The 24,891-nt window shown below is 69.0% G+C and carries 26 protein-coding genes, 3 tRNA genes and 1 pseudogene; 18 read left to right on the top strand and 12 right to left on the bottom strand.

All coding sequences use genetic code 11. The annotated features are described in order from the left end of the window. From BM162_RS06620 to BM162_RS06610, 3 genes and pseudogenes are all read right to left on the bottom strand, one after another. Positions 1-821 (bottom strand): annotated as a pseudogene (locus BM162_RS06620) (hypothetical protein); the annotation flags it as partial. Between the two features lie 321 nt (positions 822-1,142). After that, positions 1,143-1,217 (bottom strand) — tRNA-Asn (locus tag BM162_RS06615). 60 nt (positions 1,218-1,277) lie between these two features. Beyond that, positions 1,278-2,180 (bottom strand): MBL fold metallo-hydrolase, encoded by a 903-nt coding sequence (locus tag BM162_RS06610; RefSeq protein ID WP_093419440.1) that lies wholly within the window; start codon positions 2,178-2,180, stop codon positions 1,278-1,280. 43 nt (positions 2,181-2,223) lie between these two features. On the opposite strand from BM162_RS06610, the gene BM162_RS06605 reads away from it, so the two are divergent. Further along, a complete protein-coding gene (locus BM162_RS06605) occupies positions 2,224-3,537 on the top strand; it encodes an ATP-binding protein (RefSeq protein WP_093419438.1) in 1,314 nt (437 codons plus the stop codon). 27 nt (positions 3,538-3,564) lie between these two features. Here BM162_RS06605 and BM162_RS06600 read toward each other — a convergent pair whose 3' ends face one another. Together BM162_RS06600 and BM162_RS06595 are read right to left on the bottom strand one after the other, a co-directional pair. Next, positions 3,565-4,266 carry an RlmE family RNA methyltransferase gene (locus BM162_RS06600; RefSeq protein ID WP_093419436.1) on the bottom strand — a complete coding sequence of 234 codons (702 nt, stop codon included), beginning with the start codon at positions 4,264-4,266 and terminating at the stop codon, positions 3,565-3,567. Positions 4,267-4,401: 135 nt separating this feature from the next. Beyond that, positions 4,402-5,517 carry a Ppx/GppA phosphatase family protein gene (locus tag BM162_RS06595; protein ID WP_093419434.1) on the bottom strand — a complete coding sequence of 372 codons (1,116 nt, stop codon included), beginning with the start codon at positions 5,515-5,517 and terminating at the stop codon, positions 4,402-4,404. A gap of 243 nt (positions 5,518-5,760) precedes the next feature. Here BM162_RS06595 and BM162_RS06590 point away from each other — a divergent pair, with 243 nt between their 5' ends. From BM162_RS06590 to BM162_RS06560, 7 genes are all read left to right on the top strand, one after another. After that, on the top strand, positions 5,761-6,057 hold the full coding sequence (locus BM162_RS06590; protein WP_093419432.1) for a virulence factor: 297 nt from the start codon (positions 5,761-5,763) through the stop codon (positions 6,055-6,057). A gap of 26 nt (positions 6,058-6,083) precedes the next feature. Next, the gene (locus BM162_RS06585) at positions 6,084-7,013 is read left to right on the top strand and encodes a methylenetetrahydrofolate reductase (protein ID WP_093419430.1); all 930 of its coding nucleotides are present in this window, start codon (positions 6,084-6,086) and stop codon (positions 7,011-7,013) included. 9 nt (positions 7,014-7,022) lie between these two features. Beyond that, on the top strand, positions 7,023-7,676 hold the full coding sequence (locus BM162_RS06580) for an HAD family hydrolase (RefSeq protein WP_093419427.1): 654 nt from the start codon (positions 7,023-7,025) through the stop codon (positions 7,674-7,676). Further along, positions 7,673-8,635: a methyltetrahydrofolate cobalamin methyltransferase gene (locus tag BM162_RS06575; protein ID WP_093419425.1), complete on the top strand. Its 963-nt coding sequence runs from the start codon at positions 7,673-7,675 to the stop codon at positions 8,633-8,635. The genes BM162_RS06580 and BM162_RS06575 overlap by 4 nt, the downstream gene beginning before the upstream one ends. A 35-nt stretch (positions 8,636-8,670) precedes the next feature. Beyond that, complete coding sequence (locus BM162_RS06570; RefSeq protein WP_093419422.1) at positions 8,671-8,898, top strand: N-(5'-phosphoribosyl)anthranilate isomerase; 228 nt, start codon at positions 8,671-8,673, stop codon at positions 8,896-8,898. Between the two features lie 97 nt (positions 8,899-8,995). Continuing rightward, on the top strand, positions 8,996-11,035 hold the full coding sequence (locus BM162_RS06565; RefSeq protein ID WP_093419420.1) for an ASKHA domain-containing protein: 2,040 nt from the start codon (positions 8,996-8,998) through the stop codon (positions 11,033-11,035). Between the two features lie 76 nt (positions 11,036-11,111). Further along, positions 11,112-11,185 (top strand) — tRNA-Gly (locus BM162_RS06560). A gap of 31 nt (positions 11,186-11,216) precedes the next feature. Here the strand turns inward: BM162_RS06560 and BM162_RS06555 are convergent. From BM162_RS06555 to BM162_RS06530, 6 genes are all read right to left on the bottom strand, one after another. Further along, entirely contained in the window at positions 11,217-11,888 is a 672-nt protein-coding gene (locus tag BM162_RS06555; protein WP_177215084.1) for a redoxin domain-containing protein, read from the bottom strand. Between the two features lie 132 nt (positions 11,889-12,020). After that, positions 12,021-13,034, bottom strand: coding sequence for an MBL fold metallo-hydrolase (locus tag BM162_RS06550; RefSeq protein ID WP_093419415.1), 1,014 nt, complete (start codon positions 13,032-13,034; stop codon positions 12,021-12,023). A gap of 103 nt (positions 13,035-13,137) precedes the next feature. Continuing rightward, positions 13,138-13,776, bottom strand: a complete 639-nt coding sequence (locus BM162_RS06545; RefSeq protein ID WP_177215082.1) for an outer membrane protein — start codon at positions 13,774-13,776, stop codon at positions 13,138-13,140. Between the two features lie 165 nt (positions 13,777-13,941). After that, positions 13,942-15,771: an ABC-F family ATP-binding cassette domain-containing protein gene (locus tag BM162_RS06540; protein ID WP_093419410.1), complete on the bottom strand. Its 1,830-nt coding sequence runs from the start codon at positions 15,769-15,771 to the stop codon at positions 13,942-13,944. 87 nt (positions 15,772-15,858) lie between these two features. Then, a complete protein-coding gene (locus BM162_RS06535; protein WP_093419407.1) occupies positions 15,859-16,785 on the bottom strand; it encodes a homocysteine S-methyltransferase family protein in 927 nt (308 codons plus the stop codon). Further along, on the bottom strand, positions 16,782-17,546 hold the full coding sequence (locus BM162_RS06530) for a GNAT family N-acetyltransferase (protein WP_093419405.1): 765 nt from the start codon (positions 17,544-17,546) through the stop codon (positions 16,782-16,784). Before BM162_RS06530 ends, BM162_RS06535 begins: the two co-directional genes overlap by 4 nt. Positions 17,547-17,654: 108 nt before the next feature. Between BM162_RS06530 and msrB the strand changes: the two genes are divergently transcribed. Next, positions 17,655-18,050 carry a peptide-methionine (R)-S-oxide reductase MsrB gene (gene msrB / locus BM162_RS06525; RefSeq protein WP_093419402.1) on the top strand — a complete coding sequence of 132 codons (396 nt, stop codon included), beginning with the start codon at positions 17,655-17,657 and terminating at the stop codon, positions 18,048-18,050. A gap of 32 nt (positions 18,051-18,082) precedes the next feature. Here msrB and BM162_RS06520 read toward each other — a convergent pair whose 3' ends face one another. Beyond that, positions 18,083-18,544 carry an outer membrane protein assembly factor BamE gene (locus tag BM162_RS06520; protein WP_093419400.1) on the bottom strand — a complete coding sequence of 154 codons (462 nt, stop codon included), beginning with the start codon at positions 18,542-18,544 and terminating at the stop codon, positions 18,083-18,085. Between the two features lie 80 nt (positions 18,545-18,624). Here BM162_RS06520 and BM162_RS06515 point away from each other — a divergent pair, with 80 nt between their 5' ends. The 9 genes from BM162_RS06515 (at position 18,625) to BM162_RS06475 (ending at position 24,867) form a co-directional block, all read left to right on the top strand. Beyond that, complete coding sequence (locus BM162_RS06515; protein ID WP_093419508.1) at positions 18,625-19,182, top strand: YceD family protein; 558 nt, start codon at positions 18,625-18,627, stop codon at positions 19,180-19,182. 151 nt (positions 19,183-19,333) lie between these two features. Continuing rightward, on the top strand, positions 19,334-19,540 hold the full coding sequence (gene rpmF / locus BM162_RS06510) for a 50S ribosomal protein L32 (protein ID WP_093419397.1): 207 nt from the start codon (positions 19,334-19,336) through the stop codon (positions 19,538-19,540). Positions 19,541-19,562: 22 nt separating this feature from the next. Further along, the gene (gene plsX / locus BM162_RS06505; RefSeq protein ID WP_093419395.1) at positions 19,563-20,660 is read left to right on the top strand and encodes a phosphate acyltransferase PlsX; all 1,098 of its coding nucleotides are present in this window, start codon (positions 19,563-19,565) and stop codon (positions 20,658-20,660) included. Then, positions 20,657-21,628: a beta-ketoacyl-ACP synthase III gene (locus tag BM162_RS06500; RefSeq protein WP_093419392.1), complete on the top strand. Its 972-nt coding sequence runs from the start codon at positions 20,657-20,659 to the stop codon at positions 21,626-21,628. Before plsX ends, BM162_RS06500 begins: the two co-directional genes overlap by 4 nt. A gap of 98 nt (positions 21,629-21,726) precedes the next feature. Continuing rightward, positions 21,727-22,029: an integration host factor subunit alpha gene (gene ihfA, locus BM162_RS06495; protein WP_093419391.1), complete on the top strand. Its 303-nt coding sequence runs from the start codon at positions 21,727-21,729 to the stop codon at positions 22,027-22,029. A 4-nt stretch (positions 22,030-22,033) separates the two neighbouring features. After that, positions 22,034-22,708: a MerR family transcriptional regulator gene (locus BM162_RS06490; protein WP_093419389.1), complete on the top strand. Its 675-nt coding sequence runs from the start codon at positions 22,034-22,036 to the stop codon at positions 22,706-22,708. Positions 22,709-22,773: 65 nt separating this feature from the next. After that, positions 22,774-22,850, top strand: a tRNA-Pro gene (locus tag BM162_RS06485). Between the two features lie 34 nt (positions 22,851-22,884). After that, positions 22,885-23,961 carry a 2'-deoxycytidine 5'-triphosphate deaminase gene (locus BM162_RS06480; protein WP_093419388.1) on the top strand — a complete coding sequence of 359 codons (1,077 nt, stop codon included), beginning with the start codon at positions 22,885-22,887 and terminating at the stop codon, positions 23,959-23,961. A 99-nt stretch (positions 23,962-24,060) separates the two neighbouring features. Further along, complete coding sequence (locus BM162_RS06475; protein ID WP_093419385.1) at positions 24,061-24,867, top strand: DUF1194 domain-containing protein; 807 nt, start codon at positions 24,061-24,063, stop codon at positions 24,865-24,867. Positions 24,868-24,891 lie beyond the last annotated feature (24 nt).

The raw sequence follows: 24,891 nt of genomic DNA, 5'->3' as shown, positions 1-24,891 counted from the left end.
TGCCATGCCACCGGATCGAGGCCCTCGGGCCTCTCCAGCCCGGCCGGCAGGATAACATCTGCGCCCGCGTCGGCCTCGTCCGCCTCGGCGTTCATTTCCGACGGCGCGGAGGCGGGCTCCACGACCTGGCCCGCCGGAGGCGCGTGCTGCGGCGCCGGCGCAGCGTCGGAGCGCGGCCGCGCAGGCTCCGCCGAAGCCGGACGAGCCACCGGGCCGGGCTCCGTCCCGGAGACCTCGGGGGCGGACGGGGCCGGGGCGGCTGCCTGGGCGCCCGCGGGCTCGGCCGCGGCGGCGACCACGGCGGAGCGCGGTTCCTCGCTGGCGGACAGGACCGGGGCGGCTGCCTGGGCCGTAGCGGCGAGCGCGAAGCCGGCCGGGGCGACCTCGGGGGTCACGCGGTGGACCGGCATGGGGTCCAGCGCGGCGCCCTCGGCGCGCAGGGCGGCGCGGAAGAACCGGCTCGGCCCGCCGTAGAAGCCCCGGTCGCGCCGGGCCCGCTCCGCGCTGACATCGATCAGCACCCTCGTCGCCTCGATCGCCAGCCACTGCCAGTCCGGGTCGCTCTCGTCGAGGGCGATGCCGAGCAGCTCGGCCACGCAGCGCAGCGGCTGGCGCGCCACCTCGCGGTCGCGCAGCTCGATGGCCCGGCGCAGGGTTTCCTGCAGCGCGGCCTCGCGCTGCTGCTCGTGCGCCGCGGCCTCCGGGCAGCGGCGCGGCGCCATGGCGCGGACGCGCTCGAAGGCGTCGATCTCGAACCGGACGAGTTCGGTCAGGAGTCGGTCCGCGATTTCGGGCGCGATCGGCATCGTCTTCTCCGTCATGGCGGCGAAGATCCGGTCGCTGAGCGCCGTCAGGCGGCGGGCCAGTATCCTCGCGTCTGGCGAGGACGTGGAGCCGAGCGAAAAACAGCGGAAAATTTTTTTCGAACTTTTTTCCGCCCCTGCCGGACGCGGCAGGCGGCGGCGCCAGTAGAAGCCGGAGCGGCGAAGCTCGAGATGCGGTTGGGTCCGATTCCGGGGCACGCGGAGTCCCTCCTGTGCACGCGTTTGTGCATCGCCGGGTGCACCGAGATGTGCACCTCGTCCGCGAGCATCGCGCCGGGGTCCGGAAAGCCCCGTGTTTTCAGGAGGTTGGGAAGATTTTGGCTCCGGCGGCAGGGATCGAACCTGCGACCAATTGATTAACAGTCAACTGCTCTACCGCTGAGCTACGCCGGAACACGGGGCGTCCTATAACAATGGTGTTCGGGGGCGTCCAGAGGGGTTCGGCAGAAAAATTCAGCTTCTTTCGAAAAACGCGCCGGGCGACAGCTCGGGGCGCGCTTGGACCTCCTCGCGCATCGCAAGGTCGACCAGGTGGGCGAAGACGTTTCGCTCGGCCGCGGGCCACAGCGACGGCGGCGTTCCGGCGTAGATGCGGCGCGTGAGCGTGGCACAATCGGCCGCACCGTCCGCGAGGGCCGAGAGGATCTCCCTCTCCCGCCCGCGGCGATGTTCCAGCAGCCAGTCGAGCCGGTCGGCCGGCGCGGCGACAGGAGCACCGTGCCCGGGGTGGAAGACCCGCCACGGGAAGCGCGCCAGCCGCTCACAGGAGGACATGAAGTCGCTCACGTCCCCGTCCGGTGGCGAGACAAGGGACGAGGCCCAGCCCATCACCAGGTCTCCGCTGAACAGCACGTCGTCCCATGCGAAGCACATGTGGTTGCCCATGTGCCCCGGCGTATGGAGCGCGCGAAGGCGCCAGCCGTCGCCCGCCACCTCTTCTTCGTCCGCCAGCTCCCGGTCGGGGCGGAAGCCCTCGTCCACCCCCTCGCCCCCGCCCGCCAGCTCCGCATCGGCGAGCCGACGCATGATGGCGGAGCGGCCGGCGCGGGCATCGCCGAAGGCCAGCACCTCGGCCCCCGTCGCCTCGGCCAGCGGGCGGGCGAGCGGGGCGTGGTCCAGGTGGGCGTGGGTGACGAGGATGCAGCGCACGCGCGCCCCGCCGATGGCCGCCAGCAACGCATCGAGATGCCGGGCATCGGCCGGGCCGGGATCGATCACTGCCAGCTCGTCCTCGCCCACAAGATAGGTGTTCGTGCCGCGATAGGTCATCGGTGACGGATTGGGCGCGAGGACGCGGCGCAGGCCGGCTGCCAGCGTCTCGGCCCTGCCGCGCACCGGATCGAAGGTCTGGTCCATGTTCCGCTTCCTCATCGCCCGCGCTCCGGGCTAGGGATAGCGCATGACCTTCCGATGGCTCAAACGCTACATGCCGCGGTCGCTCTATGCCCGCGGCGCGCTCATCCTGCTCGTGCCGGTGTTGACGATCCAGCTCGTCGTCTCGGTCGTCTTCATCCAGCGCCATTTCGAGGGCGTGACCGAGCAGATGAGCCGCAACGTCATCCTCGAGCTCGGCTACCTGCTGGACCTCGCCGCGGCGGCACCGGACGCGGCCGCTGCGCGCGCGCGGGTCGGTTTCGCGGCGGAGGCGCTGGCGCTCGACATCGATCTGCCCGCGGACATAGGCGACCCGCAGGACGAGCGCCTGTTCTACGACCTCTCGGGACGCGTGGTCACGTCCGAACTGCGCGCCGCCCTGCCGGTCGCGGCCGTGGACCTGTCGGACATCCGCCGCGTCGCGATCACGCTCGCCACGCCCCACGGGCCGATGGAGGTGTCATTTCGCCGCTCACGCGTTTCGGCGTCGAACCCGCACCAGCTTCTGGTGCTGATGGTGGTCGTCAGCCTGTTAATGACGCTGGTCGCCTATGCCTTTCTGCGCAACCAGCTCCGGCCCATCGCCCGGCTCGCCGCGGCGGCCGAGGCGTTCGGCAAGGGCCGCATCCTGCCCTACCGCCCCGGCGGCGCGACCGAGGTCCGCTCGGCCGGCAGCGCGTTCCTCGACATGCGCAACCGGATCGAACGGCAGACGCAGCAGCGCACGCTGATGCTTTCTGGCGTGAGCCACGACCTGCGCACGCCGCTCACCCGGATGAAGCTGGAACTGTCGATGCTCGAGGACGGCCCCGAGTCCGAGGCCCTGCGCCAGGACGTCAACGACATGGAAAAGATGCTCGACACCTTCCTCGACTTCGCGCGGCTCGAAGCGCTCGACGACGCGGTCGAGACCGACCCCCTCGCGCTCGCCCGCGAGCTGGTGGAAAAGAGCCGCCGGGCCGGCCAGCCGGTCGAGCTGGGAACGGCCGAGGGCGACGGCACCGCCATGCTGCGCCCGCTGGCGATCGAGCGTGCACTCGACAACCTCGTGACCAACGCGGTGCGCCACGGCACCCGCGCCCGCGTCTCCTGCACGCTCAGCGGCCGCGCCGTGCGCTTCTCGGTCGAGGATGACGGCTCGGGCATCCCGGCCGAGGCACGGGACGAGGCGATGAAGCCGTTCCAGCGCCTCGACGCGGCGCGCAACCAGAACCGCGGGGGCGGCGTCGGCCTGGGGCTGGCCATCGCCGCCGATATCGCCCGCCAGCACGGCGGGGCGCTGCGCCTGGGGGAAAGCGAAATGGGCGGACTACGCGCCGACCTCGTGCTGGCGCGCTAGCGCAGGCGGGCCGCCCCTGCCCCGCTTTCAGCCGCGAAAACCGGTCGCGACCACGAACTTCTCGGAGCTGTCCTGCCGGCTCGCCGGCGGCTTGACGTTGGCGACCTTGGTGAACTTCTGCTTCAGAAGCTTCTGCAGATCGCCCTCGGCCCCGCCGGCCAGCACCTTGGCCACGAAGGTGCCACCCTCCTCCAGCACGTCGAAGGCCAGCTCCGCTGCGGCCTCGCAGAGCGCGATGATGCGCAGGTGGTCTGTCTGCTTGTGCCCAGAGGCCGAGGCCGCCATGTCCGACATCACCACGTCGGCCGGCCCGCCCAGCCACGCCTTCACCTTCTCGTCCGCGCCATCGTCCATGAAGTCGAGCTGGTGCAGTTCGGCCCCCGCGATCGGCTCGACCTCCTGCAGGTCCACGCCCAGCACGGTGCCCACAGCCTTGCCCTGTTTCTCGCCCAGCGCGTTGACCCGCTGCACGGCCACCTGGCTCCATCCGCCCGGGGCGCAGCCCAGGTCCACGACCCGCGCGCCCGGCACGAGGAAACGGTACTTGTCGTCCAGTTCCAGGATCTTGAACGCCGCGCGCCCGCGATAGCCCTCGGCCTTCGCGCGCCGCACGTAAGGGTCGTTGAGTTGCCGCTCCAGCCACCGGGTCGAGGACAGCTTGCGCCCCCGCGCCGTCTTCACCTTCACCGTCAGGTCGCGCTGCCCGCGTCCGCTCGTCTTCTTCGTCATGCCATTCCGGGCGCGCCGCCGGTACACCGGTGCGCCCCCGCCCTCATCTTCGGTCCAGAAATATCCCCGCCGGAGGCAGGCCCGGAACGGGCCTTTCCGAATTTTCGCAGAAAATTCGCCCCCCGCCAGGGAAGGTCAATAGGGCCCGTCCTCAAGCACCCCGTCCGCCGACATCTGTGCATAGAGCAGCCCCTCGCGCAGGCCCCGGTCCGCGACCGACAGCCGGTCGGTCGGCCAGACCCGCAAGAGCGCCTGCAGGATCGCCGCACCCGACATGATCAGCGCGTGGCGGTCGCGGCCGATGCGCGGATCGTTGCGCCGCCCCTCGGGGCCCAGCGACAGGTAGTCGCGGATCACCTTGTCGATCTGCTCGGACGTCATGCGCAGCCCGTCCACCCGGTTGCGGTCGTACCGCTTCAGGCCCAGGTGGCTGGCCGCGACGGTGGTGACGGTGCCGGAGGTCCCGATGATCTGGAAGCCGTCCTTCGCCTGCTCCGAGGCATAGGGCGCGAATTCCGCCAGGTTCTCCTCGAAGAACCACGACATCAGCGCGAAGCGGGCCGCATCGTTCTCGACGTCGTTGAACTGGTCGCGCAGCGTGGCCACGCCCAGCGGGACCGAGATCCAGTCCACCACCCGCGCCGCGGGAAATGGCGAGCCGTCGGCGGGCTTAAAGCCCGCGTGCAGCCGCATGATCGCCTTGGGCCGCTCGACCTTGGGCACGCGCGTCAGGTCGATCCAGACCAGTTCGGTCGAGCCGCCGCCGATATCGACGACCAGAAGCTGCTCGGTCTTCGTGGACACCAGCGGCGCGCACGAGATCACGGCCAGCCGCGCCTCTTCCTCGGGCTGGATGATCTCGAGCTTCAGGCCGGTCTCGCGCTCGACAAAGCGCATGAAGTCGCGGGCGTTCGAGGCCCGGCGGCACGCTTCCGTCGCCACCAGCCGCATGCGCCGCACGTCGTGCTTGCGCAGCTTCTTGCGGCAGATGCGCAGGGCCTGCACTGTGCGCGCCATCGAGCCGCGCGACAGGCGGCCGGACGCCTCCAGCCCGATGCCGAGCTGGACGGATTTAGAGAAGCTGTCGACGACGTGAAACTGGTTACCCTTGGGCTGGGCAATCAGCATGCGACAGCTGTTCGTACCCAGATCCAGCGCGGCATAAAGCTCGGCGGGATCGGGCGTCGGTGGCGCGAGCGGCTCGACCGGTTTCGGGAACGCGCCCGCACCGACGGGACGCTTGGGCGCCATAGGATCGCCCTCCAACATGTGTTGCCCCGACACTACGGGGCCGCGCCCGCCCGTGCAAGCGCCGCGGGCGGCGCGGCTCATAATGATCCTGAGCCGAATTCGCATGGCGCGCCCTTCCCAGCGTCCGGGCCGATGGCCTAGAACCGGCGGTGCCGCGCGTCGCTCGCCGCGCGGCAAGTGTCGAAATCCGGCGCAGAGCGCCCGCCCGCAACGCGTATCAGGGGCGAAAGGAGGAATCGGTTCATGCCCGACGTCACAATCGTCTACTGGCGCGACATCCCGGCCCAGGTCATCGTGGGCAAGGGCCGTCGCGGCGCGAAGAAGCCGCTCTCCGAGCGCTTCGAGCAGGCGATCGACCGGGCGGCGATGAAGGTGGGCGCGCGCGAAACCGACGCCTACCTCGCCGAGTGGCGCAAGGCCGATCCCTACCTCGTCGAGGGCGACCAGGCAGACGTCGCCGCGGCCGAGGCCGCGCGGCTCGAGGCCGAGTACGACCAGGCGCGTCTCAAGGCCCTGATCGCGAACGACGGATGGAATTGACACCCCGCCGCATATGGGAGGCGAGCATGGCGCTGTTGAACTTCAGGAAGAAGGACGCGGCCGGACCGACGGTCACGCCCGCGATGGAGCGTTTCCTCGACGGCTTCTCGATCGAGGTGATGCCGCGCACGGCCGAGAAGATCGACGACTTCCGCGCCCTCCTGCCCGCCGGCACCCGCGTCTATATCGCCCATATCGAGGGCACGACGATCGAGGACATGGTCGCCACCGCCAGGCGGCTGGCGAACGACGGCTTCGCGGTGATGCCGCACTTCCCCGCGCGCATCATCCGCGACGAGGCGATGCTGGCCGACTGGATCGCCCGTTATCAGGGCGAGGCCGGCGTCGATCAGGCGCTGGTATTGGCCGGCGGCCTGGCCGCGCCCACGGGCGACTATCACTGCTCGATGCAGCTTCTCGAAAGCGGCCTGTTCGACAAGGCGGGCTTCAGGCGCCTGCACGTCGCCGGCCACCCCGAGGGCAACCGCGACATCGATCCCGACGGATCGGACCGCAACGTGAGCGAGGCGCTGCGCTGGAAGCAGTCCTTCGCCGAGCGCACCGACGCCACCGTCGCGCTCGCGACGCAGTTCTGCTTCGACGCCGCCCCGGTCATCGACTGGGCCGATCGCCTGAAGGCCGGAGGGATCGACTTGCCCATCCACATCGGCATCGCGGGTCCCGCCAAGCTTCAGACCCTGATCAAGTTCGCGGTCGCCTGCGGCGTCGGGCCTTCGGTCAAGGTGCTGCAGAAGCGGGCGATGGACGTCTCGAAGCTCCTGCTCCCCTACGAGCCGACCGACGTCGTCGCTGCGCTCGCCCGCCACAAGGCGGCGCATCCCGACTTCAACATCGAACAAGTCCATTTCTTCCCCCTCGGCGGCATCAAGGCCACGGCCGAGTGGGCCCGGACCCACGGCGGTGCGGCCGCGCAGCCGGCCGCCGCCACCGCGTAAGGAGACCAAGTGCCAGCCCTTCTCTTCGACCTCGACGGAACGCTTCTGCACTCCGACCCGCTGCACGCGAAGATCTTTCAGGAGATCTTCGCCGCCCGCGGGCAGGAGATCGACGAGGCGTTCTATACCGCCAACATCCACGGCCGGGAGAATGCCGACATCTTCGGCGAGTTCTTCCCGGACGAGGACGCGGCGCGTCTGTCGGACGAGAAGGAGGCGACGTTCCGCGACCGTCTCGGCCGCCGCGAGCCGACACCGGGCACGACCGCCCTGCTCGACCGCGCCCACCGCGCCGGCTGGGGCATTGCGCTGGTGACCAACGCGCCGCGATTGAACGCCCACGCCATGCTCGACGCCATCGGCCTGGTCGAACGCTTCGGCACCATCGTCGTGGGCGAGGAGTGCGAGCGCGGCAAGCCCCATCCCGCACCGTACCGCGCGGCGATGGAGGCGCTCGGCGTCGCCTCGCGCGACTCCGTCGCATTCGAGGATAGCCGCTCCGGCGTCGCCTCGGCGCGTGCCGCAGGCGTCTTCACCGTGGGCCTGCGCTCCAGCCTGACCCACGACCAGCTTTGCGCCGCCGGCGCCGACACCACCATCGCAGATTTCACCGACACCGCGCTCGACCGCATCCTCGGGCGCCTGGAAGGAGCCACCGCATGACCCGCACCGTCGTCGAGTCCCGGACCAAGACCGTCACCATCGGCTTCGACGAGCCGTTTTGCGTGATCGGCGAGCGCATCAACCCGACGGGCCGCAAGAAGCTCGCCGCCGAGCTCGAGGCCGGGGACTTCTCGACGGTCGAGAAGGACGCGCTCGAACAGGTGGCCTGCGGGGCGATGGTCCTCGATGTGAACGCGGGCGTCGTCTACAACTCGAACCCCAATCCCAACGAGACCGAGCCGCCGCTGATGCGCAAGATGATCGAGCTGGTGCAGGGGCTGGTGGACGTGCCGCTCTGCATCGACAGCTCGGTGCCCGGCGCGCTCGAGGCGGGGCTGGCGGCGGCCGAGGGTCGTCCGCTGCTGAACTCCGTCACCGGCGAGGAAGAGCGGCTGGAGCTCGTCCTGCCGCTGGTCAAGAAGTACAACGTGCCGGTCGTGGCGATCTCGAACGACGACACCGGCATTTCCGAGGACCCGGATGTCCGCTTCGCCGTCGCCAGGAAGATCGTCGAGCGCGCGGCCGATTACGGCATACCCGCGCACGACATCGTGGTGGACCCGCTGGTGATGCCGGTGGGCGCGATGGCCACGGCCGGGCGACAGGTGTTCACCCTGGTCCGCCGCCTGCGCGACGAGCTGGGCGTGAACACGACCTGCGGCGCCTCGAACATCTCATTCGGCCTGCCCCACCGTCACGGAATCAACGCGGCCTTCCTGCCCATGGCCATCGGCGCGGGCATGACGTCGGCCATCATGAACCCCGTCCGTCCGGTCGAGATGGAGGCGATCCGCGCCGCCAACTTTCTGATGAACCACGATGACAACGGCTATGAGTGGATCAAGTTCTCGCGCATCCTCGACGCGGTCGACGCGGGCGAGAGCTATCCCGAGGCTTCGAAGGCCTCCATGGCCGCCGGCGGCCAGCGCGGCGGGCGGCGTCGGCGGCGCGCGGGTTAAGCCGATCTTTACGACGGCGCGCCGATCCTGGGCCCATGCGGTCCGAACACCCAGCCCAGGCGGAGCGATGGATCGCGCAGGTCTTCTCGGCCCGCGCGGCCCGCTCAGGCGGCGTCGTCCGCCGCTCCCGCGCCTGGGTGGCGCGGGAGGTCGGGCAGGAGCGGTTCGAGGCCGAGGTCCGGCGCCGCGGTTTTCACCTGATCGAGGCGGGCACGCAGCTCATCGTGATCTGCCACCCCGCGCCCATCCGCATCCTGTTCTGAAGAGAACCGCTCGCACCCGAATTTTCGTCGAAAATTCGGGCATGCAAATTTTCGACGAAAATTTGCTAGCGATTTTGCACACCACTGGACGCATCCAATGACCGCCGATCCGCTCGTCATCTTCACCCCTTCCGGCAAGCGCGGCCGCTTTCCGGTCGGCACGCCCGTTCTGACCGCGGCGCGCCAGCTCGGCGTTGACCTCGACAGCGTGTGCGGCGGGCGGGGCATCTGTTCGAAATGCCAGGTCACCCCCGGCTACGGCTCGTTCCCGAAGCACGGCGTCACCGTGGCCCCCGACGCGCTGTCCGGGTGGAACGCGGTCGAGGAGCGCTATGACCAGAAGCGCGGACTGAAAGAGGGCCGGCGGCTGGGCTGCCAGGCCACGGTACAGCGCGACGTGGTGATCGACGTGCCGCCCGAAAGCCAGGTCCACAAACAGGTCGTGCGCAAGGCCGCCACCGCGCACGAGATGGTCATGGACCCGGCCACGCGGCTCTACTACATCGAGGTGGCCGAGCCCGACATGCACGAACCCTCGGGCGACCTGCAACGGCTGGAACGCGCCCTGCGCGAGCAATGGCAGGTCGAGGGGGTCGAGGCGCCCCTGCCCGTCCTGTCCAAGCTTCAGCCCGCACTGCGCAAGGGCGACTGGAAGGTGACCGTCGCGCTTTACAAGGACCATCGCGACGCCCGCGCACGGCTGATCGACGTCTGGCCAGGCTTCTTCGAGGGGCGACTTTACGGCCTTGCCGTCGACGTGGGCTCGACCACCGTGGCCGCCCACCTGACGGACCTGCGCAACGGGCAGGTGCTGGCCTCCGCCGGCGTGATGAACCCGCAGATCCGGTTCGGCGAGGACCTGATGAGCCGGGTGTCCTACTCGATGATGAACCCCGGCGGCGACGCTGAGATGACGGCGGCGGTGCGCGCGGCGCTGAACGGGCTGGGCACCGAGCTCGCGGCCGAGGCAGAGATCGAGCCGCGCGCGATCGTCGAGACGGTGTTCGTCTGCAACCCGGTGATGCACCACCTGCTGCTGGGCCTGGACCCGGTCGAACTGGGACAGGCCCCCTTCGCTTTGGCAACCTCGGAATCCCTGTCCCTCGCCGCCGCCGAGCTGGACCTGACGGCCGTCAACCCGGCGGCCCGCGCCTATATCCTGCCCTGCATCGCCGGTCATGTCGGTGCGGACGCGGCGGCCGTGGCGCTGTCGGAACAGCCGGGCAGGTCCGAGGAACTCGTGCTGATCGTCGATGTCGGCACCAACGCCGAGATCATCCTCGGCGACACCAGCCGCGTGCTCGCCTGTTCCTCCCCCACCGGCCCGGCCTTCGAGGGCGCCCAGATCTCCAGCGGCCAGCGCGCCGCGCCCGGGGCCATCGAGAAGGTCGAGATCGACCCCAAGACCATGGAGCCGCGTTTCCGCGTCATCGGGTGCGATGCCTGGTCGGACGATCCCGACTTCGCCACCCTCGCCGGCGTCTCGGGCGTCACCGGCATCTGCGGCTCGGGCATCATCGAGGCCGTGGCCGAAATGCGTGCGGCCGGGATCGTGGACCCAAGCGGGCTGATCGGCTCGGCCGAGCAGACCGGCACGCCGCGCTGCATCGCCGAGGGGCGCACCCACGCCTATGTCCTTCACGACGCGACGGCAAAGGGCGGCCCGCTGATCACCGTCACGCAGGGCGACATCCGGGCGATTCAGCTGGCGAAATCCGCGCTCTATGCCGGTGCGCGGCTGCTGATGGACGAGAGGGGCGTCGACCGCGTTGACCGCATCGTTCTGGCCGGCGCCTTCGGGGCGCATATCTCGCCCAAGCACGCGATGATCCTGGGCATGATCCCCGACGCGCCGCTCGACAAGGTGAGGAGCGCGGGCAACGCCGCCGGCACCGGTGCGCGCATCGCGCTCTGCAACGTCGCCGCGCGGGCCGAGATCGAGGAGACGGTGCGCAAGATCACAAAGGTCGAGACCGCCATCGAGCCGCGCTTCCAGGAGCACTTCGTCGCCGCCAACGCCCTGCCCCATGCGAGCGACGCGTTTCCGGAGCTGTCGAAGGTCGTGACCCTGCCCGACGTGGCATTCAACACCGGTGGCGATCGCGAAGGCGGACGCCGCAGGCGCCGGCGCGGCTGACGCGGCGCAAGGCCGCGCAGGCGGCGCTTTCCCAGCTTGACGAAGGTGCCGCACGCGGCTTACTTACGGCCCTGTCGCGGGTGTAGCTCAATGGTAGAGCAGCAGCTTCCCAAGCTGACGACGAGGGTTCGATTCCCTTCACCCGCTCCAGCCGCCATGGACACGTGCAGAATCGCCGGGCTCAGGTGTCCCGGGGATCCTCCGCGTCGGGCGCAACCACCCTCAGATAGTCGCGTACCTCGAGCCAACCGCTCGGGAACCGGCGCAACGCCTCTATGCGGGGCTCGTCAGGCATCAGCACGCACGGCATCCCGGTCTCCCAGTTTCCGGGCACGCCCACGGCGTGACGATCGAGCATCTGCAGCGCGTCGAGCACGCGCAGAAGTTCGCCGGTGCTGCGCCCCACGCCATGCGGGTATTCGAATAGCATCCGGACCCCGTGGTCCGGGTCAATGATGTAGGTGCGGCGCACGGGCCGTCCCCCGCCGTCATGACAGGAAACGCCGCAGGACCGGGCGAGCTCGCCCTCCGGGTCGCTGATGATCGGATACGTCAGGGGCGTGCAATAGATCGCGGCGATATCCTCGACCCAACGCGCCTCGTCCTCGAGACTGGAATTGGTGAGGCCCAGAAGCCGGACACCCCGCTCGACCAGCTTGGGCTGGATGTAACCGAAATCGGCGACCTCGGTCGTGCAGACAGGCGTGAACGCGCAGGGATGTGTGAACAAGACGACCCAGTTCCCGGCCGACCACTCCCTGTAGCGAATGCTGCCCTGCGTTGTCTGTGCGGTGAAGTCCGGCAGCGTGTCTCCGATCCTCAGCGCGCGCGTCACGTCCTGCCCGGCGGCCACGATCTCGTCTCCTGTTCCAACCCTTCGCAGAGAGAGGTGACGATTGCGGCAGAACCGGGGCAGGCAATTACGGATGAGGAGCGGTTTCCGGTTCGAAAGGCTAGCCCCGCCCGTCAACGGCACGCGACGCGATCAGGCGCCGCTGCGGCCCGCTTCGTCCTCACCGCCGAAGGCTGCCTGGAACTCGCGCACGAGGTCCTCGCGCCGCTCCGCCGCACGACCCGAGAAGTGGAACGGCACCGCCTGGCGAGCCCCCGCCTCTCGCGCGATCTTGCCAGCCGCTTGAGCTGTGAGGTGGCGGGTCGCGGTGGCGGCCTCGATGTCGGCGGCAAGGAACGGGGCCTCGATGTAGAGAAGGTCGACGCCGTTGGCGACCGCGCGGATGCGGGCGCGGTTGCCGGGCGTGTTGGCGGCGTCGGTGACGTAGGCCACCGCCTGTCCCGGCGCCTCGCGCAGAACCTCTTCGCGCAACTCGCCCAGCGTAACCTCACCCACGCCGGGCACGGCGATACGCTCGCCGTCGGGCCGCCCTTGCCGCACCGCCGCCTTCGCGTCGTTCAACCACGGCCCCACCGGCAGCCCACGCGCGTCGAGTGCCATGCGGCGGACGTTCACGCGCACCCGTTCGCGCAGCGCAAAGGCCAGCGACGGCGTGCCGTGGTCAAGCGCGGCGGAGGCGATCAGGAAACCGGCTTCCTCGTGCGCAACGCCCGCGTCGAACGGCGGCGAGGCCACGTCGCGGCGGGCGAAGGCTTCGCGCGCGCGGAACTCGGCCGCGCGAGTGACGCGGGTGCCGTCGAACTCGAAAACGTGCAGGCGGAAGTCGACCGAGGACGGGCCGAGCAGGTTCCAGGTCACCCCGCCCAGACGGTGCGCGATCCGGTCCACGAACTCCGGCGGGCCCGTGAGCGACAGCGGCGCGGTGCGGTGCAGGCAGGTTCGCAGCAGGCGGTCGAAGCCGGCCATGTGGTCCAGGTGCGCGTGCGACACGAAGACGTGGCTGACCCGCATCAACTCGCGCCCCGCCATGGGCGCAAGGTCGCCGAGGTCGAACAGAAGCGCGCGCCGCGCGAAGCGCACGTCGAGGTAGAGGCCGGGATCCCCGAATGGGTCGTTCACCAGCCGCGGCTGCACCAGGTGGCTCATGTCCGCTCAACGGCGGGTGCGGCGCAAGGTTCGATCGTCGTAACGAAAACCGCCGCGCGTCGGGTGACGCGCGGCGGCTGGTAGATCAGCGTTCGAGACGCGATCAGAAGTGGAAGCTGACGTCCGCCTCGACGGTCGTGGCTTCGGCGTCGAAGCCGCGATCGTCGAAGTCGTCGAAGCGGTGGTAGTAGACGCCGCCGCCGACGCTGATGTTTTCGCGAACCTTGTAGTCCACGCCCAGGCCGGCGGTCCAGCCGGTGTCGCTCACGTCGTCGCCGTCGAACTCGGCCGAGGCGTGCGCGGCGCCGAGGGTGCCGTAGATAAGCGTCCGGCCGGCGTCGTAGCCGCCCTTGAACTGCAGGCGCGCGATGCTGTCCAGCGTGCCTTCCTCGACGACCGTGTCGTCATCGTCGTCGTCGCCGATGTTCGCGGCGTTCCAGACGGCTTCACCGCCCGCGACCCAGCGACCGAAGTCCCAGAGGTAACCGGCGTGGACACCGCCGACGACGCCGCCGTCGTTGATTTCGAAATCGCCGGCTTCCAGGTCGTCATCCGCGATGTCGAGCGCCGCGTCACCGTAGCCGAGCTGAAGACCGGCATAGCCACCGGTCCAGTCCGAAACGGGCGCGACCGACACGACGGGCGCGGGAACGACCGGCTCGGCCGGGGCGGGGGTGAGGCCGCCGGCGAAGGCCGGGGCGGAAACGCTGACCGCAGCGGCGGTGAGCAGGAACTTCTTCATGGTAGTCTCCTTGAATCCATTGCGAGGCAATCCGGGTCGGCTGGATCCCAGTGCCGACACCGCTGGCTTCGCATTCCTACTACGCATGAGGAAGCCACGGGTTTCGTGCCAAAGTGCAATAAGCGCTCTTGCGCGCAGGGTGACCTGACGTCGGCGGCAAGCCGCTCAGCCTGTTGCTTTTTCGTCGAGAACCAGCCACTCCTCTTCCGCCTCCGACAGCGCGGACTGGCGCGCGGACAGCGCCTCGGTCGCTTTCTGGAACTTCACTGGCTCCCGCGTGAACAGGTCCGGGTCCGAAAGAAGCGATTCGAGCTTGGCGATCTCGGCCTCGAGCCGCTCGATAACGGAGGGAAGCTCCTTCAGGCGGTGTGCCTCGGTGAAACTGAGTCGCGGCTTCTGCTCCGCCGGCTCCGGCTTCCGGGCGGTCTTTTGCGGTTTCTTTTCCGCCCCTTGCGCGCGGGGCGCGGGTGCGGCGGAAAGCGCCCCCTCCCCCCGCTGCGAGACGTAGTCGCTCCACCCGCCGGCATAGACGGTGGCCTGGCCGTCGCCCTCCATCGCCACTGTTGTCGTGGCAACACGGTCAAGGAAATCGCGATCGTGACTGACCAGAAGGACAGTTCCGTCGTAGTCGTCCAGAAGTTCCTGAAGCAGATCCAGCGTCTCGAGATCCAGGTCGTTCGTCGGCTCGTCGAGCACCAGCAGGTTCGACTCCTTGGCCATGATCTTGGCCAGCAGCAGCCGCGCCTTTTCGCCGCCCGACAGGGACCGGACCGGCGCACGCGCCTGCGCGTCCGAGAACAGGAAGTCCTTGAGATAACCCACCACGTGCCGCGGCTGGCCGCGCACCATCACCTGGTCTGCCTGCCCCGACACGCGCATGTCCTTGTCACCGGTCAGCGACTCCCACAGCGACATGTCCGGCGAAAGCTGCGCGCGGTTCTGGTCGAACACCGCCATTTCGAGGTTCGTGCCGTGGATCACCTCGCCCGTGTCGGGCTCCAGTTCCCCGGTCAGCATCTTCAGAAGCGTCGTCTTGCCCACGCCGTTGGGCCCGACGAAGGCCACCCGGTCGCCGCGCAAGACGCGCAAGTCGAAGGGGCGCAGGATCGTGTCGTCGCCGAAGGTCTTCGAGATGCCGCGCGCCTCGATCACCTTCTTCCCGCTCTTGGGGCCGGACTCGAGCGCCATGTCCGCCGCGCCCTGCCGCTTGATCATTCCGGCGCGGTCGGCCCGCAGCTGTTGCAGCGCGCGCACCCGACCCTGGTTGCGCTTGCGGCGGGCGCTGATGCCTTCGACCGCCCACCGCGCCTCGGCCTTGATCTTGCGGTCGAGCTTGTGGCGGGCAATGTCTTCTTCCTCCCACACCTTGTCTCGCCAGGCCTCGAAGGACTCGAAGCCCTCCTCCTGCCGCCGCACCGCGCCTCGGTCGATCCACAGCGTCGCGCGGGTGAGATTGCGCAGGAACGTGCGGTCGTGCGAGATCAGCACGAAGGCCGTCCTCGTCGCCTTGAGCTGTTCTTCCAGCCAGGCGATCGCGCGGATGTCGAGGTGGTTGGTCGGCTCGTCCAGCAGCATCAGCTCGGGCGCCTCGGCCAGAAGCTTGGCCAGCGCCGCGCGCCGCCGCTCCCCGCCCGAGGCGGTGGAGACGTCGCCGGCGGGGTCGAAGGACAGCCCTTCGGCCACCATCTCGACCTTGTATTCCTCGCCCACGTCCAGCCCAGAGGCCGCGAAGTCGCCCAGCGTGGCGAAGCGGCCCATCGCCGGGTCCTGCTCCATGTAGCCGACGGTTATGCCGGGCGGCACGACGCGCGTGCCGCTGTCGGGCTCCACGAGGCCGGCCATCACCTTCATCAGCGTGGACTTGCCCGAGCCGTTGCGCCCGACGAGAGCGACGCGGTCGCCCTCCTGCACGACGGCGTCGAGGCCTGAGAAAACGGGATCGCCGCCGAAGGTCAGCGAGATGTCGGAAAGCTGGAGAAGCGGTGCACGTGCCATGCGCCGCAGCTATAGCCGGCCATGAACGCCGTCAACGTCCGGCAGCGGGTTTGCAAACTCCAGAACGGGGTTTGCAAACTCCGCCTGTCACGCCGTCCGCAGGGGCGAAAGCGCGGCGATGTGCTCGGGCCCCAGACCGCAGCAGCCGCCGATGACCTGCGCCCCCCGCGAACGCCAGTCCTCGGCCATTTCGGACAGCCGCCCGGGCGCGATGACGTCCACGAACTTCCAGTGCGGCATCTCGAAATAGCCCGAGTCCGGATAGGCCATCAGCGGCCCGTCGAAGACCGCGCGCAAGTCGTCCAGCGCCGCGCCGATCAGCTCGGCCGAGCTGTGCATGATCCCAAGCGCATGAAAGCCCTGCCCGGCCGCCATCGCCGCGATGTCGGCGAAAGGCGTGTCGGGGTCATGCCAGGCGCGCAGGCCCTCGTCGGTGCGCCGTGCGGCAAGTCCGCACCAGACCGGAAGCGTCGCGCCCTCCATCGCCTCGAACATCGCCTCCATCCGCGTTGGGGCGGACAGCATTTCGAGCAAGACTACGTCGACGCCCAGGCGTTCGTGCAGCCGCCGCATCTCTTCGAACACCGCGCACAACTCGGCCTTGGGCGGGTCGCGCGACAGGTCGGGGCCATAGCCGCCGGGTTCGACGGGGATCATGTGCGACACGGAGCCGGCCACGAGGATGTCGTCACGCCCCGACCGCGCCCGCGCCTCGAATGCCGCCTCGACCGCGCGGCGGTTGATCTCTTCCACCCGGCCGCCCAGCCCCGCGCGCTCGAGCACGAGGCGCGAGGTGGCATAGGTATTGGTGGTGATGATCTCGGCCCCTGCCTCGATGAACGACAGGTGCACCTCGACCAGCCGCTGGTAGTCGTCGAGCGCCACCCGGCCGGACCACGCCGCGTCGTCCATCGCCGCGCCGCGTTTTTCGAGTTCGGTGGACACACCGCCGTCGAGGATCATCACCCCGCCGGCCCGCAGCCGCGTCATCGCCGTATCGTAGCGCGCCGTCACGCCGCCCCCTGTTCCGCCACCCCGCGAAGAAGCCGCGCGCGGCCCGGTGGGATCGCCGAGATCTCGAGGCCGGTGAAGACGTGAAGCGTGTTCATGTCCGGGTCCACCACCGCATGGTCCGACACCCAGCCGCCCATCACCAAATAGCTGCGCAGCAGCGGCGGCATCGACAGCATGCCGCGCTTGGCGTCGGGCTTGAGCCGCAGTCTTTGCGCGAAACGGAAGACGTTGGGCGCCTTGACCTTCGGCAGCCAGCGCTTCGGCGCGAGGTGACGGTCGCGCAGGATGGCGAAGGCGTCGGCATACGCCTCCGCATCGGTGCCGTGGAAGGAGGAGCAGCCGAACAGCATCTCGACCCCGCGATCGTCCACGTATTGCGCCATGGCCGCCCAAGCCACGCGCAGGATGTCGGGATCCTTCAACCCGGGCCGTATGCAGAAGCGGCCCATTTCGACCATCGGGCCCTCGTATGCTTCAAGTGCCGAGAGTTCGTACCATTGGGCCGAATAGCTGCGCTTGATCTCGAAACCGCCCTTGAGCGGAAGCAGGCGGAAGCAGCAGACCAGTTCGCCCGTGGCCTCGTCCTCGACAAGGATGTGATCACAAAGGGCATCGAAGGGGTCTTCGTCGCGACCGTCATCGCGCTCCGCGGCGCCGGTGCCGGCGCGGAAGGCGGAATAGCGCAACCGTTGCGCCGCACGTACGTCCTCGTCGCTCTCGGCCAGGCGGGCTGCGTAGCGCCCGCGCGTCAGGGTCGGCATGCCCGGGTTCCTCTGCCTTGGATGACCCGCCTCGTCGCCTAAGTATGTTTCAGCGTGCACCGTCACACAAGATATGACGACCAGTACAAGGAAAGGTTCCCCGAGATCATGGATAAAGTCATTAAGTCAGACGCGGAATGGCGCGAACAGCTCGACGATCTGACGTACAAGGTCACCCGCAAGCACGGGACCGAACGCGCCTTCACCCACGACGACTTCCCGAAGGAGCCCGGCACGTTTCGGTGCGTCTGCTGCGGGGCACCGCTGTTCGACCAGGCGCACAAGTTCGACTCCGGCACCGGCTGGCCGTCCTTCTGGCAGCCGCTCGACCCCGAGATGGTGGGCGAGCAGGAAGACCGGAGCTGGTTCATGAAGCGCACCGAGGTCCACTGCAACCGGTGCGACGCGCATCTGGGCCACGTCTTCCCAGACGGGCCGCAGCCCACGGGCCTGCGTTACTGCCTGAACGGCGTGGCGCTCGAGTTCGAGCCGGAGAACGGATGAGACCGGTGCTGCGGGGCCTGCGGGCCCCGCGCTCAGTCGTCGCCGAGAAGCTGGTCGGCCGTGAAGTTGCCGACGCTGCCGAAGAGTTGCCGCAGGAACGAGATGCCGGCGATGTTGCTGTCGGTCACGCGGCGCGACAGGGGCACGACGCGGCCCTCTTCCAGGCCGAAACGCTCGATGTTGGTGATCACGCCGCCGTCGTTGAACGAGATGGCGACCACCTGCCGGTCGATCTCCCTCGGCTCGAAGGCGCCATAGTGCCGCCAGCGGCTCTGGACATAGTACCAGCCCGATTCTTTCAGCAGGCCCGCCGCGCTCGGCCGGCCAACGGCGGCGGCGACGGTGTCGCGGGTGTCGATCCCCACCGACAGGTCGGCAAGGTCGCGGTCCGTGGGGACATACCCGTGATTGCGATAGATCGGGCTGCACGCCGCAGCGGCGAGACCGACGGCCAGGATTGCCGCCAGACGCGTCGTGCGCAACACTTTGCCCATCTCATCCCCTTGCGTAGCACTTTTTGCCCGGATACCGGCATTACAGAAGGACAGGCCCCTGTTCAAGAATGGAACGCGCCATGACCGATAGCCCTTGGAGCCACCCCGTCCGCCTGAACGCGCCCGGTGCGCGCGAAGGTCGTGAGGTGAAGATCGAACCCGACGCCGACACGCGCGCCGCCGTGGCCGAGGAACTCGGCATCGTTTCGGTGCGCAAGCTGCGCCTTCAGGGCCGCCTGACGCCCGAGGGACGCAACGACTGGCGCTTCGATGGCGAGCTGGGCGCGACGGTGGTGCAGCCCTGCGGCGTCACGCTTGAACCGGTGAGCACGCGGCTCGACGAGCCGGTGACGCGGCGATGGCTGGCCGACATGCCCGAGGCGCCCGAAGGCGGCGAGGTCGAGATGCCCGAGGACGAGACGGCCGAGCCGCTGCGCGCCACGGTCGACCTGGGCGCGGTCATGGTCGAGGCGCTGGCGCTCGCCCTGCCCCCGTTCCCGCGCGCGCCGGGCGCCGAGCTGGGCGAAGCGGTCTATGCCGAGCCGGGGCGCGCGCCGCTAACCGACGAGGCGCTGCGCCCGTTCGCCGGTCTTTCCTCCCTGCGCGACAAACTGACCGGGCGTGACGACGAGGAGTGAGGCGCGGGACGCTTGCGCGGGCGCGGAAAAACTGTATCTTTCGCCGCTCGTCTCCCCCGGGGCTTGCAAGGCATGACGCATCGGCGTAAAGCCCCGCGAGATTTATCCGACACACGGGCCATGCGGCCCCCAAGCTACCCGAGGTTGAGACATGGCTGTCCCTCAGAATAAAGTCACGAAGTCGCGCCGCAACATGCGCCGGGCCCACGACTCGCTGACCGCCGGTAACCCGGCCGAGTGCCCGAACTGCGGCGAACTCAAGCGCCCGCACCACGTCTGCGGCGCCTGCGGCCACTACGACGACCGCGAGGTCGTGGCCCAGGCGGACGAAGTCGACCTGGACGAAGACGCGGCCTGAGCCCCCGCGGGGGCTTGCTGAAATGCAGGCGCGACACTCCGGCGACACATCCTCCGGCAAGCGGATCGTGATCTCGGTCGACGCCATGGGCGGCGACCGCGGCCCTGCGGCCGTGGTCGACGGCATGGCCGCGTCGGCCAAGAAGAACCCCGAGATCGGGTTCATCGTGCACGGCCCTCGCGCCGAGCTCGAACCGCTGATCGAGAAGCGCAAGCTCGGCTCCCGCTGCGAAATCCGGGATGCCGAGCGCGTCGTCGCGATGGGCGACAAGCCGAGCCACGTGATGCGCCAAGGCAAGGGCACGTCGATGTGGTCGGCGATCGAGGCCGTGCGCGGCGGCGATGCGCAGGCCGTCGTGTCGTGCGGCAACACCGGCGCGTTGATGGCGCTGTCGATGGTGCGTCTGCGCAAGCTCGAAGGGGTGAACCGCCCCGCCATCGCCTGTCTCTGGCCCTCGCGCAATCCCGGCGGCTTCAACGTCATGCTCGACGTGGGCGCCGATATCCGCGCCGACCAGGACGACCTGCTTCAGTTCGCGTTGATGGGCACATCGTATGCGCGCAACGGGCTGGGCCTGGAGCGGCCGCGCGTCGGCCTGCTGAACGTCGGCACCGAGGAACACAAGGGCCGCGCCGAGCTGAAGGTCGCGCACGACCTCATGGCCGACGCCGCCCCTGCCGGGCAATTCGATTTCGTGGGCTTCGTCGAGGGCGGCGACATCCCGTCGGACCGGGTGGACGTGATCGTGACCGACGGCTTCACAGGCAATGTCGCACTCAAGACCGGCGAAGGCACCGCAGGCCTGATCCGCGACCTGCTGGGCGAGGCGTTCCGCTACACGCCCCTGTCGCGCGTGGCGGCGCTGCTGGCGCTGACCTCGCTCAAGCGCCTGCAAAAGCGCATCGATCCGCGCCGGGTCAACGGCGGCGTGTTCCTCGGGCTCAACGGCACCGTGGTCAAGAGCCACGGATCCGCCGACGCCACCGGCTTCTCGGCCGCCATCAAGCTCGCTTATCGCCTTGCGGAGTCGGGCTTCAACCAGCGCCTTGCCGCACGTGTTGCGTCCGCCGGGGCGCACCGTCAGGATACCGCAACCGAAACCAGCGGTGAGAGCCGATGACACGACGCGCCGTGGTCCGCGGGGTCGGACACTACCTGCCCGACCGCGTGGTCCCGAACAGCGAGTTCGAGAAGACGCTCGAAACATCCGACGAGTGGATTCGCAGCCGCTCCGGCATCGAGCGGCGGCACTTCGCGGCCGAGGGGCAGACGACTTCGGACCTTGCCACGCGCGCGGCGAAGGCGGCGCTGGCGGATGCGGGGCTGGAGGTCGACGACATCGACACGGTGATCGTCGCGACCTCGACGCCCGACCTGACCTTCCCCTCGGTGGGAACCATGGTGCAGGCCGCGCTCGGCATGACGCACGGCTTCGCCTTCGACGTGCAGGCGGTCTGCGCGGGGTTCGTCTATGCGATGACCAACGCCAATGCGCTGATTGTCTCGGGCCAATCAAAGCGGGTGCTGGTCATCGGGGCCGAGACGTTCTCGAAGATCATGGACTGGTCCGATCGCTCGACCTGCGTGCTGTTCGGCGACGGTGCCGGTGCGGTCATCCTCGAGGCGCATGAGGGCGCAGGCACGAACGAAGATCGCGGTATCCTGTCGACCGACCTGAACTCGGACGGGCGGCACCGCGAGATCCTGTACGTCGACGGCGGCGTGTCGACCCAGACCACCGGCTTCCTGCGGATGCAGGGCAAGGAGGTCTTCCGCCACGCGGTCGAGAAGCTGGCCCAGACGGCGCACCGGGCGCTCGACCGCGCCGGGCTGTCGGCGCAGGACGTCGACTGGATCGTGCCGCACCAGGCAAACCTGCGCATCATCAAGGCGACGGCGCAGAAGATGGGCCTGTCGATGGACAAGGTGGTCGTGACCGTTCAGGATCACGGCAACACCTCGGCCGCCTCGATCCCGCTGGCTCTGTCTGTCGGCAAGGCACGCGGCCAGATCAAGGAAGGCGACGTCGTGGTCACCGAGGCCATCGGAGGCGGCCTGGCCTGGGGCTCGGTCGTCCTGCGCTGGTAGGCTGAGACACGTCCTCAACGGGAGCACGCAACCCGTTGATATTGACTCGGAAAACCCCGTCCCTCATGCTCGTCCAAATCCTTGGGGGATAACGAGTCATGGGTGAAAAGACGCTGACGCGCATGGACCTCAGCGAAGCGGTGTTCCGCGAGGTCGGCCTGAGCCGGAACGAGTCGGCGCAACTGGTCGAGTCCGTGTTGCAGCACATGTCCGACGCGCTGGTGGACGGCGAACAGGTAAAGATTTCCTCTTTCGGCACCTTCAGCGTTCGGTCCAAGGCCGCGCGCGTGGGCCGGAACCCCAAGACGGGGGAGGAGGTGCCGATTCATCCCCGACGGGTTCTGACCTTCCGCCCGTCGCACCTGATGAAGGATCGGGTCGCCGCGGGCAACAAGACCTGAGCTGATGGAGAAATCTAAGGACGCTTTTCGCACCATCTCGGAGGTGGCTGAGTGGCTCGACGTGCCCACGCACGTCCTGCGCTTCTGGGAAAGCCGATTCACCCAGATCAAGCCGGTCAAGCGCGCGGGCGGCCGCCGCTACTATCGCCCGTCCGACATGGAACTGCTTGGCGGCATCAAGCGGCTGCTGCACGACGACGGGCTGACGATTCGCGGCGTCCAGAAGCTTCTGCGCGAAAAGGGCGTGAAGCACGTCGCGGACTTGTCCCCGCCGCTGAACGGCGAAGAAGAGGCGCCGGAGGCCGACATTACCATCGAGGCCACCGAGCCGCATGCAGAGGGCGAGGCGCAGATCCTTCCCTTCGCCCGTGCGGACACGCCGAAGCAGCTGCAACAAGAGGCGCCCGAGCGTCCGGACGGGCACGAGAACACGGGCGGTTCGGTGACGGGCGCGGTCGCCGAAGTTCCCCCGGAACAGGCCCCCTCCTCGTCCAAGGCCGACGTGCCCGCGGCGGACCCGTTGGACGAGGACGAACGCGGCAGCGACAACGACGTGCCCGACCGGCTGCGCCGCAAGTCGCGGGAAGAGCTTGCAAAGCGGGCCCGGGCCCTGCGTCCGATCCGCGACCGGCTCGCCGCGCTGCTCGACCGGATGACGACACCCGAACGGCGCGGCTGACGCCGCGGGAAAGAAAGGAATCGCCCCTTGCGGCTCCCCGGCAAATCAGTAGAAAGACCCTCAGTCGGGCTATGGCGCAGCCTGGTAGCGCGTCCGTCTGGGGGACGGAAGGTCGCAGGTTCGAGTCCTGCTAGCCCGACCACTACCGACCACACGATCAATTCGGAGCAGTTCGCATGACCGGCGTTCTGCCTGACAGCGCCATCGCGCGTCTAATCGACGACGGCGCGATCTCGTCCGACGCGCCCTTCGCGGACGGCCAGGTGCAGCCTGCCTCGCTCGACCTTCGTCTCGGCTCGACCGCCTATCGCGTGCGCGCGTCGTTCCTGACCGGCAGCGGCGCGACGGTGGACGAGCGGCTGGACGAATTCACCATGCACAAGGTGGACTTGGGCCCCGGCGCAGTGCTCGAGAAAGGGTGCGTCTACGTCGTCCCGCTGATGGAGCGGCTGGCCCTGCCCGGCGACCTGGAAGCCGCCGCCAACGCCAAGAGCTCAACCGGGCGGCTCGACCTGCTGACGCGCACCATCGCTGACGGGGGGACCGAGTTCGATCGTGTGCCCGCCGGCTACGACGGGCCGCTCTATGCCGAGATTTGTCCCCGCTCCTTCTCGGTGCTGGTGCGGCCGGGCATGCGGCTGAACCAGATTCGCTTCCGGCGCGGCGACGCCCGGCTGGACGATGCGTCGCTTGCCGCGCTTCATGCCGAAGCGCCGCTGGTGAACGGCGAGGCGGTGATCGACGATGGCCTTGGCTTCTCCGTCGATCTGCGCCCGCGCGACGGCGACCTCGCCGGGTTCCGCGCGAAGCCGCATACCGGTGTGATCGACCTGGACCGGATCGGCCAGTACGACCCGTCGGAGTACTGGGAAGAGGTCCGCACCCGCGACGGGCGCATCATCCTCGACCCCGGCGCCTTCTACATCCTCGTCAGCCGCGAGGCGGTGACCATTCCGCCCACGCACGCCGCCGAGATGGCGCCATACCTTGCCATGGTGGGCGAGTTCCGCGTGCACTACGCCGGCTTCTTTGACCCCGGCTTCGGCTGGGACCGGGCGGGCGGCGCGGGATCGCGCGGGGTGCTGGAGGTCCGCTGCCACGAGGCGCCATTCGTGCTGGAACACGGACAGGTCGTCGGGCGGCTGCTCTACGAGGCGATGGAGGCGCCGCCGCAGCACCTTTACGGCGCCGGAATCGCGTCGAACTACCAGGGCCAGGGCCTGAAGCTCAGCAAGCACTTCCGCGCGGGCTGAGCCCGCGAAACGGGCAGCGGCCGGCGCGCGGCGTTCACATCTGCGTGCGACGGACAGGAACGCTGGACGGGCTGACTTACGCAGCGTCACACTTGGGGCATGCTCCGTGCCCTTCTTGCCGCTATCGCGCTTCTCGCCGCCCTCCCCGTGCGGGCGCAGCCGGTCGAGGTGGATGTCGAGCTTGTCCTGATGGTGGACGTGTCGCGGTCGATGACCCCGCGCGAGCTGGAGATACAGAGGCGCGGGTATGCCGAGGCGCTGACCAGCGGCCCGGTGATCCAGGCGATCCGCGGCGGGCTGCTTCAGCGCATCGCGGTCACTTATGTCGAATGGGCCGGCAGCACGGCGCAGCGGCCCGTGGTGACGTGGCGACTTCTGCGCGGGGAGGAGGATGCCCGTGCCTTCGCAGACATCCTAACCACCGACTTTAACGCCGCGTTGCGTCGCACCTCGATCTCGGGTGCGCTTTTGGCCGGAGCCGAGATGATCGAGACGAACGGATACAAGGGCCTGCGCCGCGTCATCGACATCTCGGGCGACGGCCCGAACAACGAGGGCGGCCCGGTCGAGCCCGCCCGCGACTCGGTGCTGTCGCGCGGCATCGTCATCAACGGACTGCCGCTGATGACGCGCGAGGGGATGGGCGCGCGGTGGCACCTCGACGACCTGGACCTTTACTATGAGCACTGCGTGATCGGCGGCCCGGGCGCCTTCGTGATCCCCGTCACCACGTGGGACGGATTCGCAGAGGCGGTGCGCCGGAAGCTGGTGCTCGAAATCGCGGGGACACGCCCGCCCCCGCGGATCGTCCCGGCGCAGCACACCGGCGTCACGCCCGAAGGATACGACTGCTCGATCGGCGAGACGATGTGGCGCGACGATCGGTTTAACCGCTTCACGCCGTGACCCTTGGGAACTGGCGGCGGGAAT

The organism is Tranquillimonas alkanivorans (genome assembly GCF_900115595.1).
GTDB classification, from domain to species: domain Bacteria; phylum Pseudomonadota; class Alphaproteobacteria; order Rhodobacterales; family Rhodobacteraceae; genus Tranquillimonas; species Tranquillimonas alkanivorans.
Note: the sequence above shows the minus strand (reverse complement) of the source record. Positions and strands in the feature narration are given on the sequence as shown.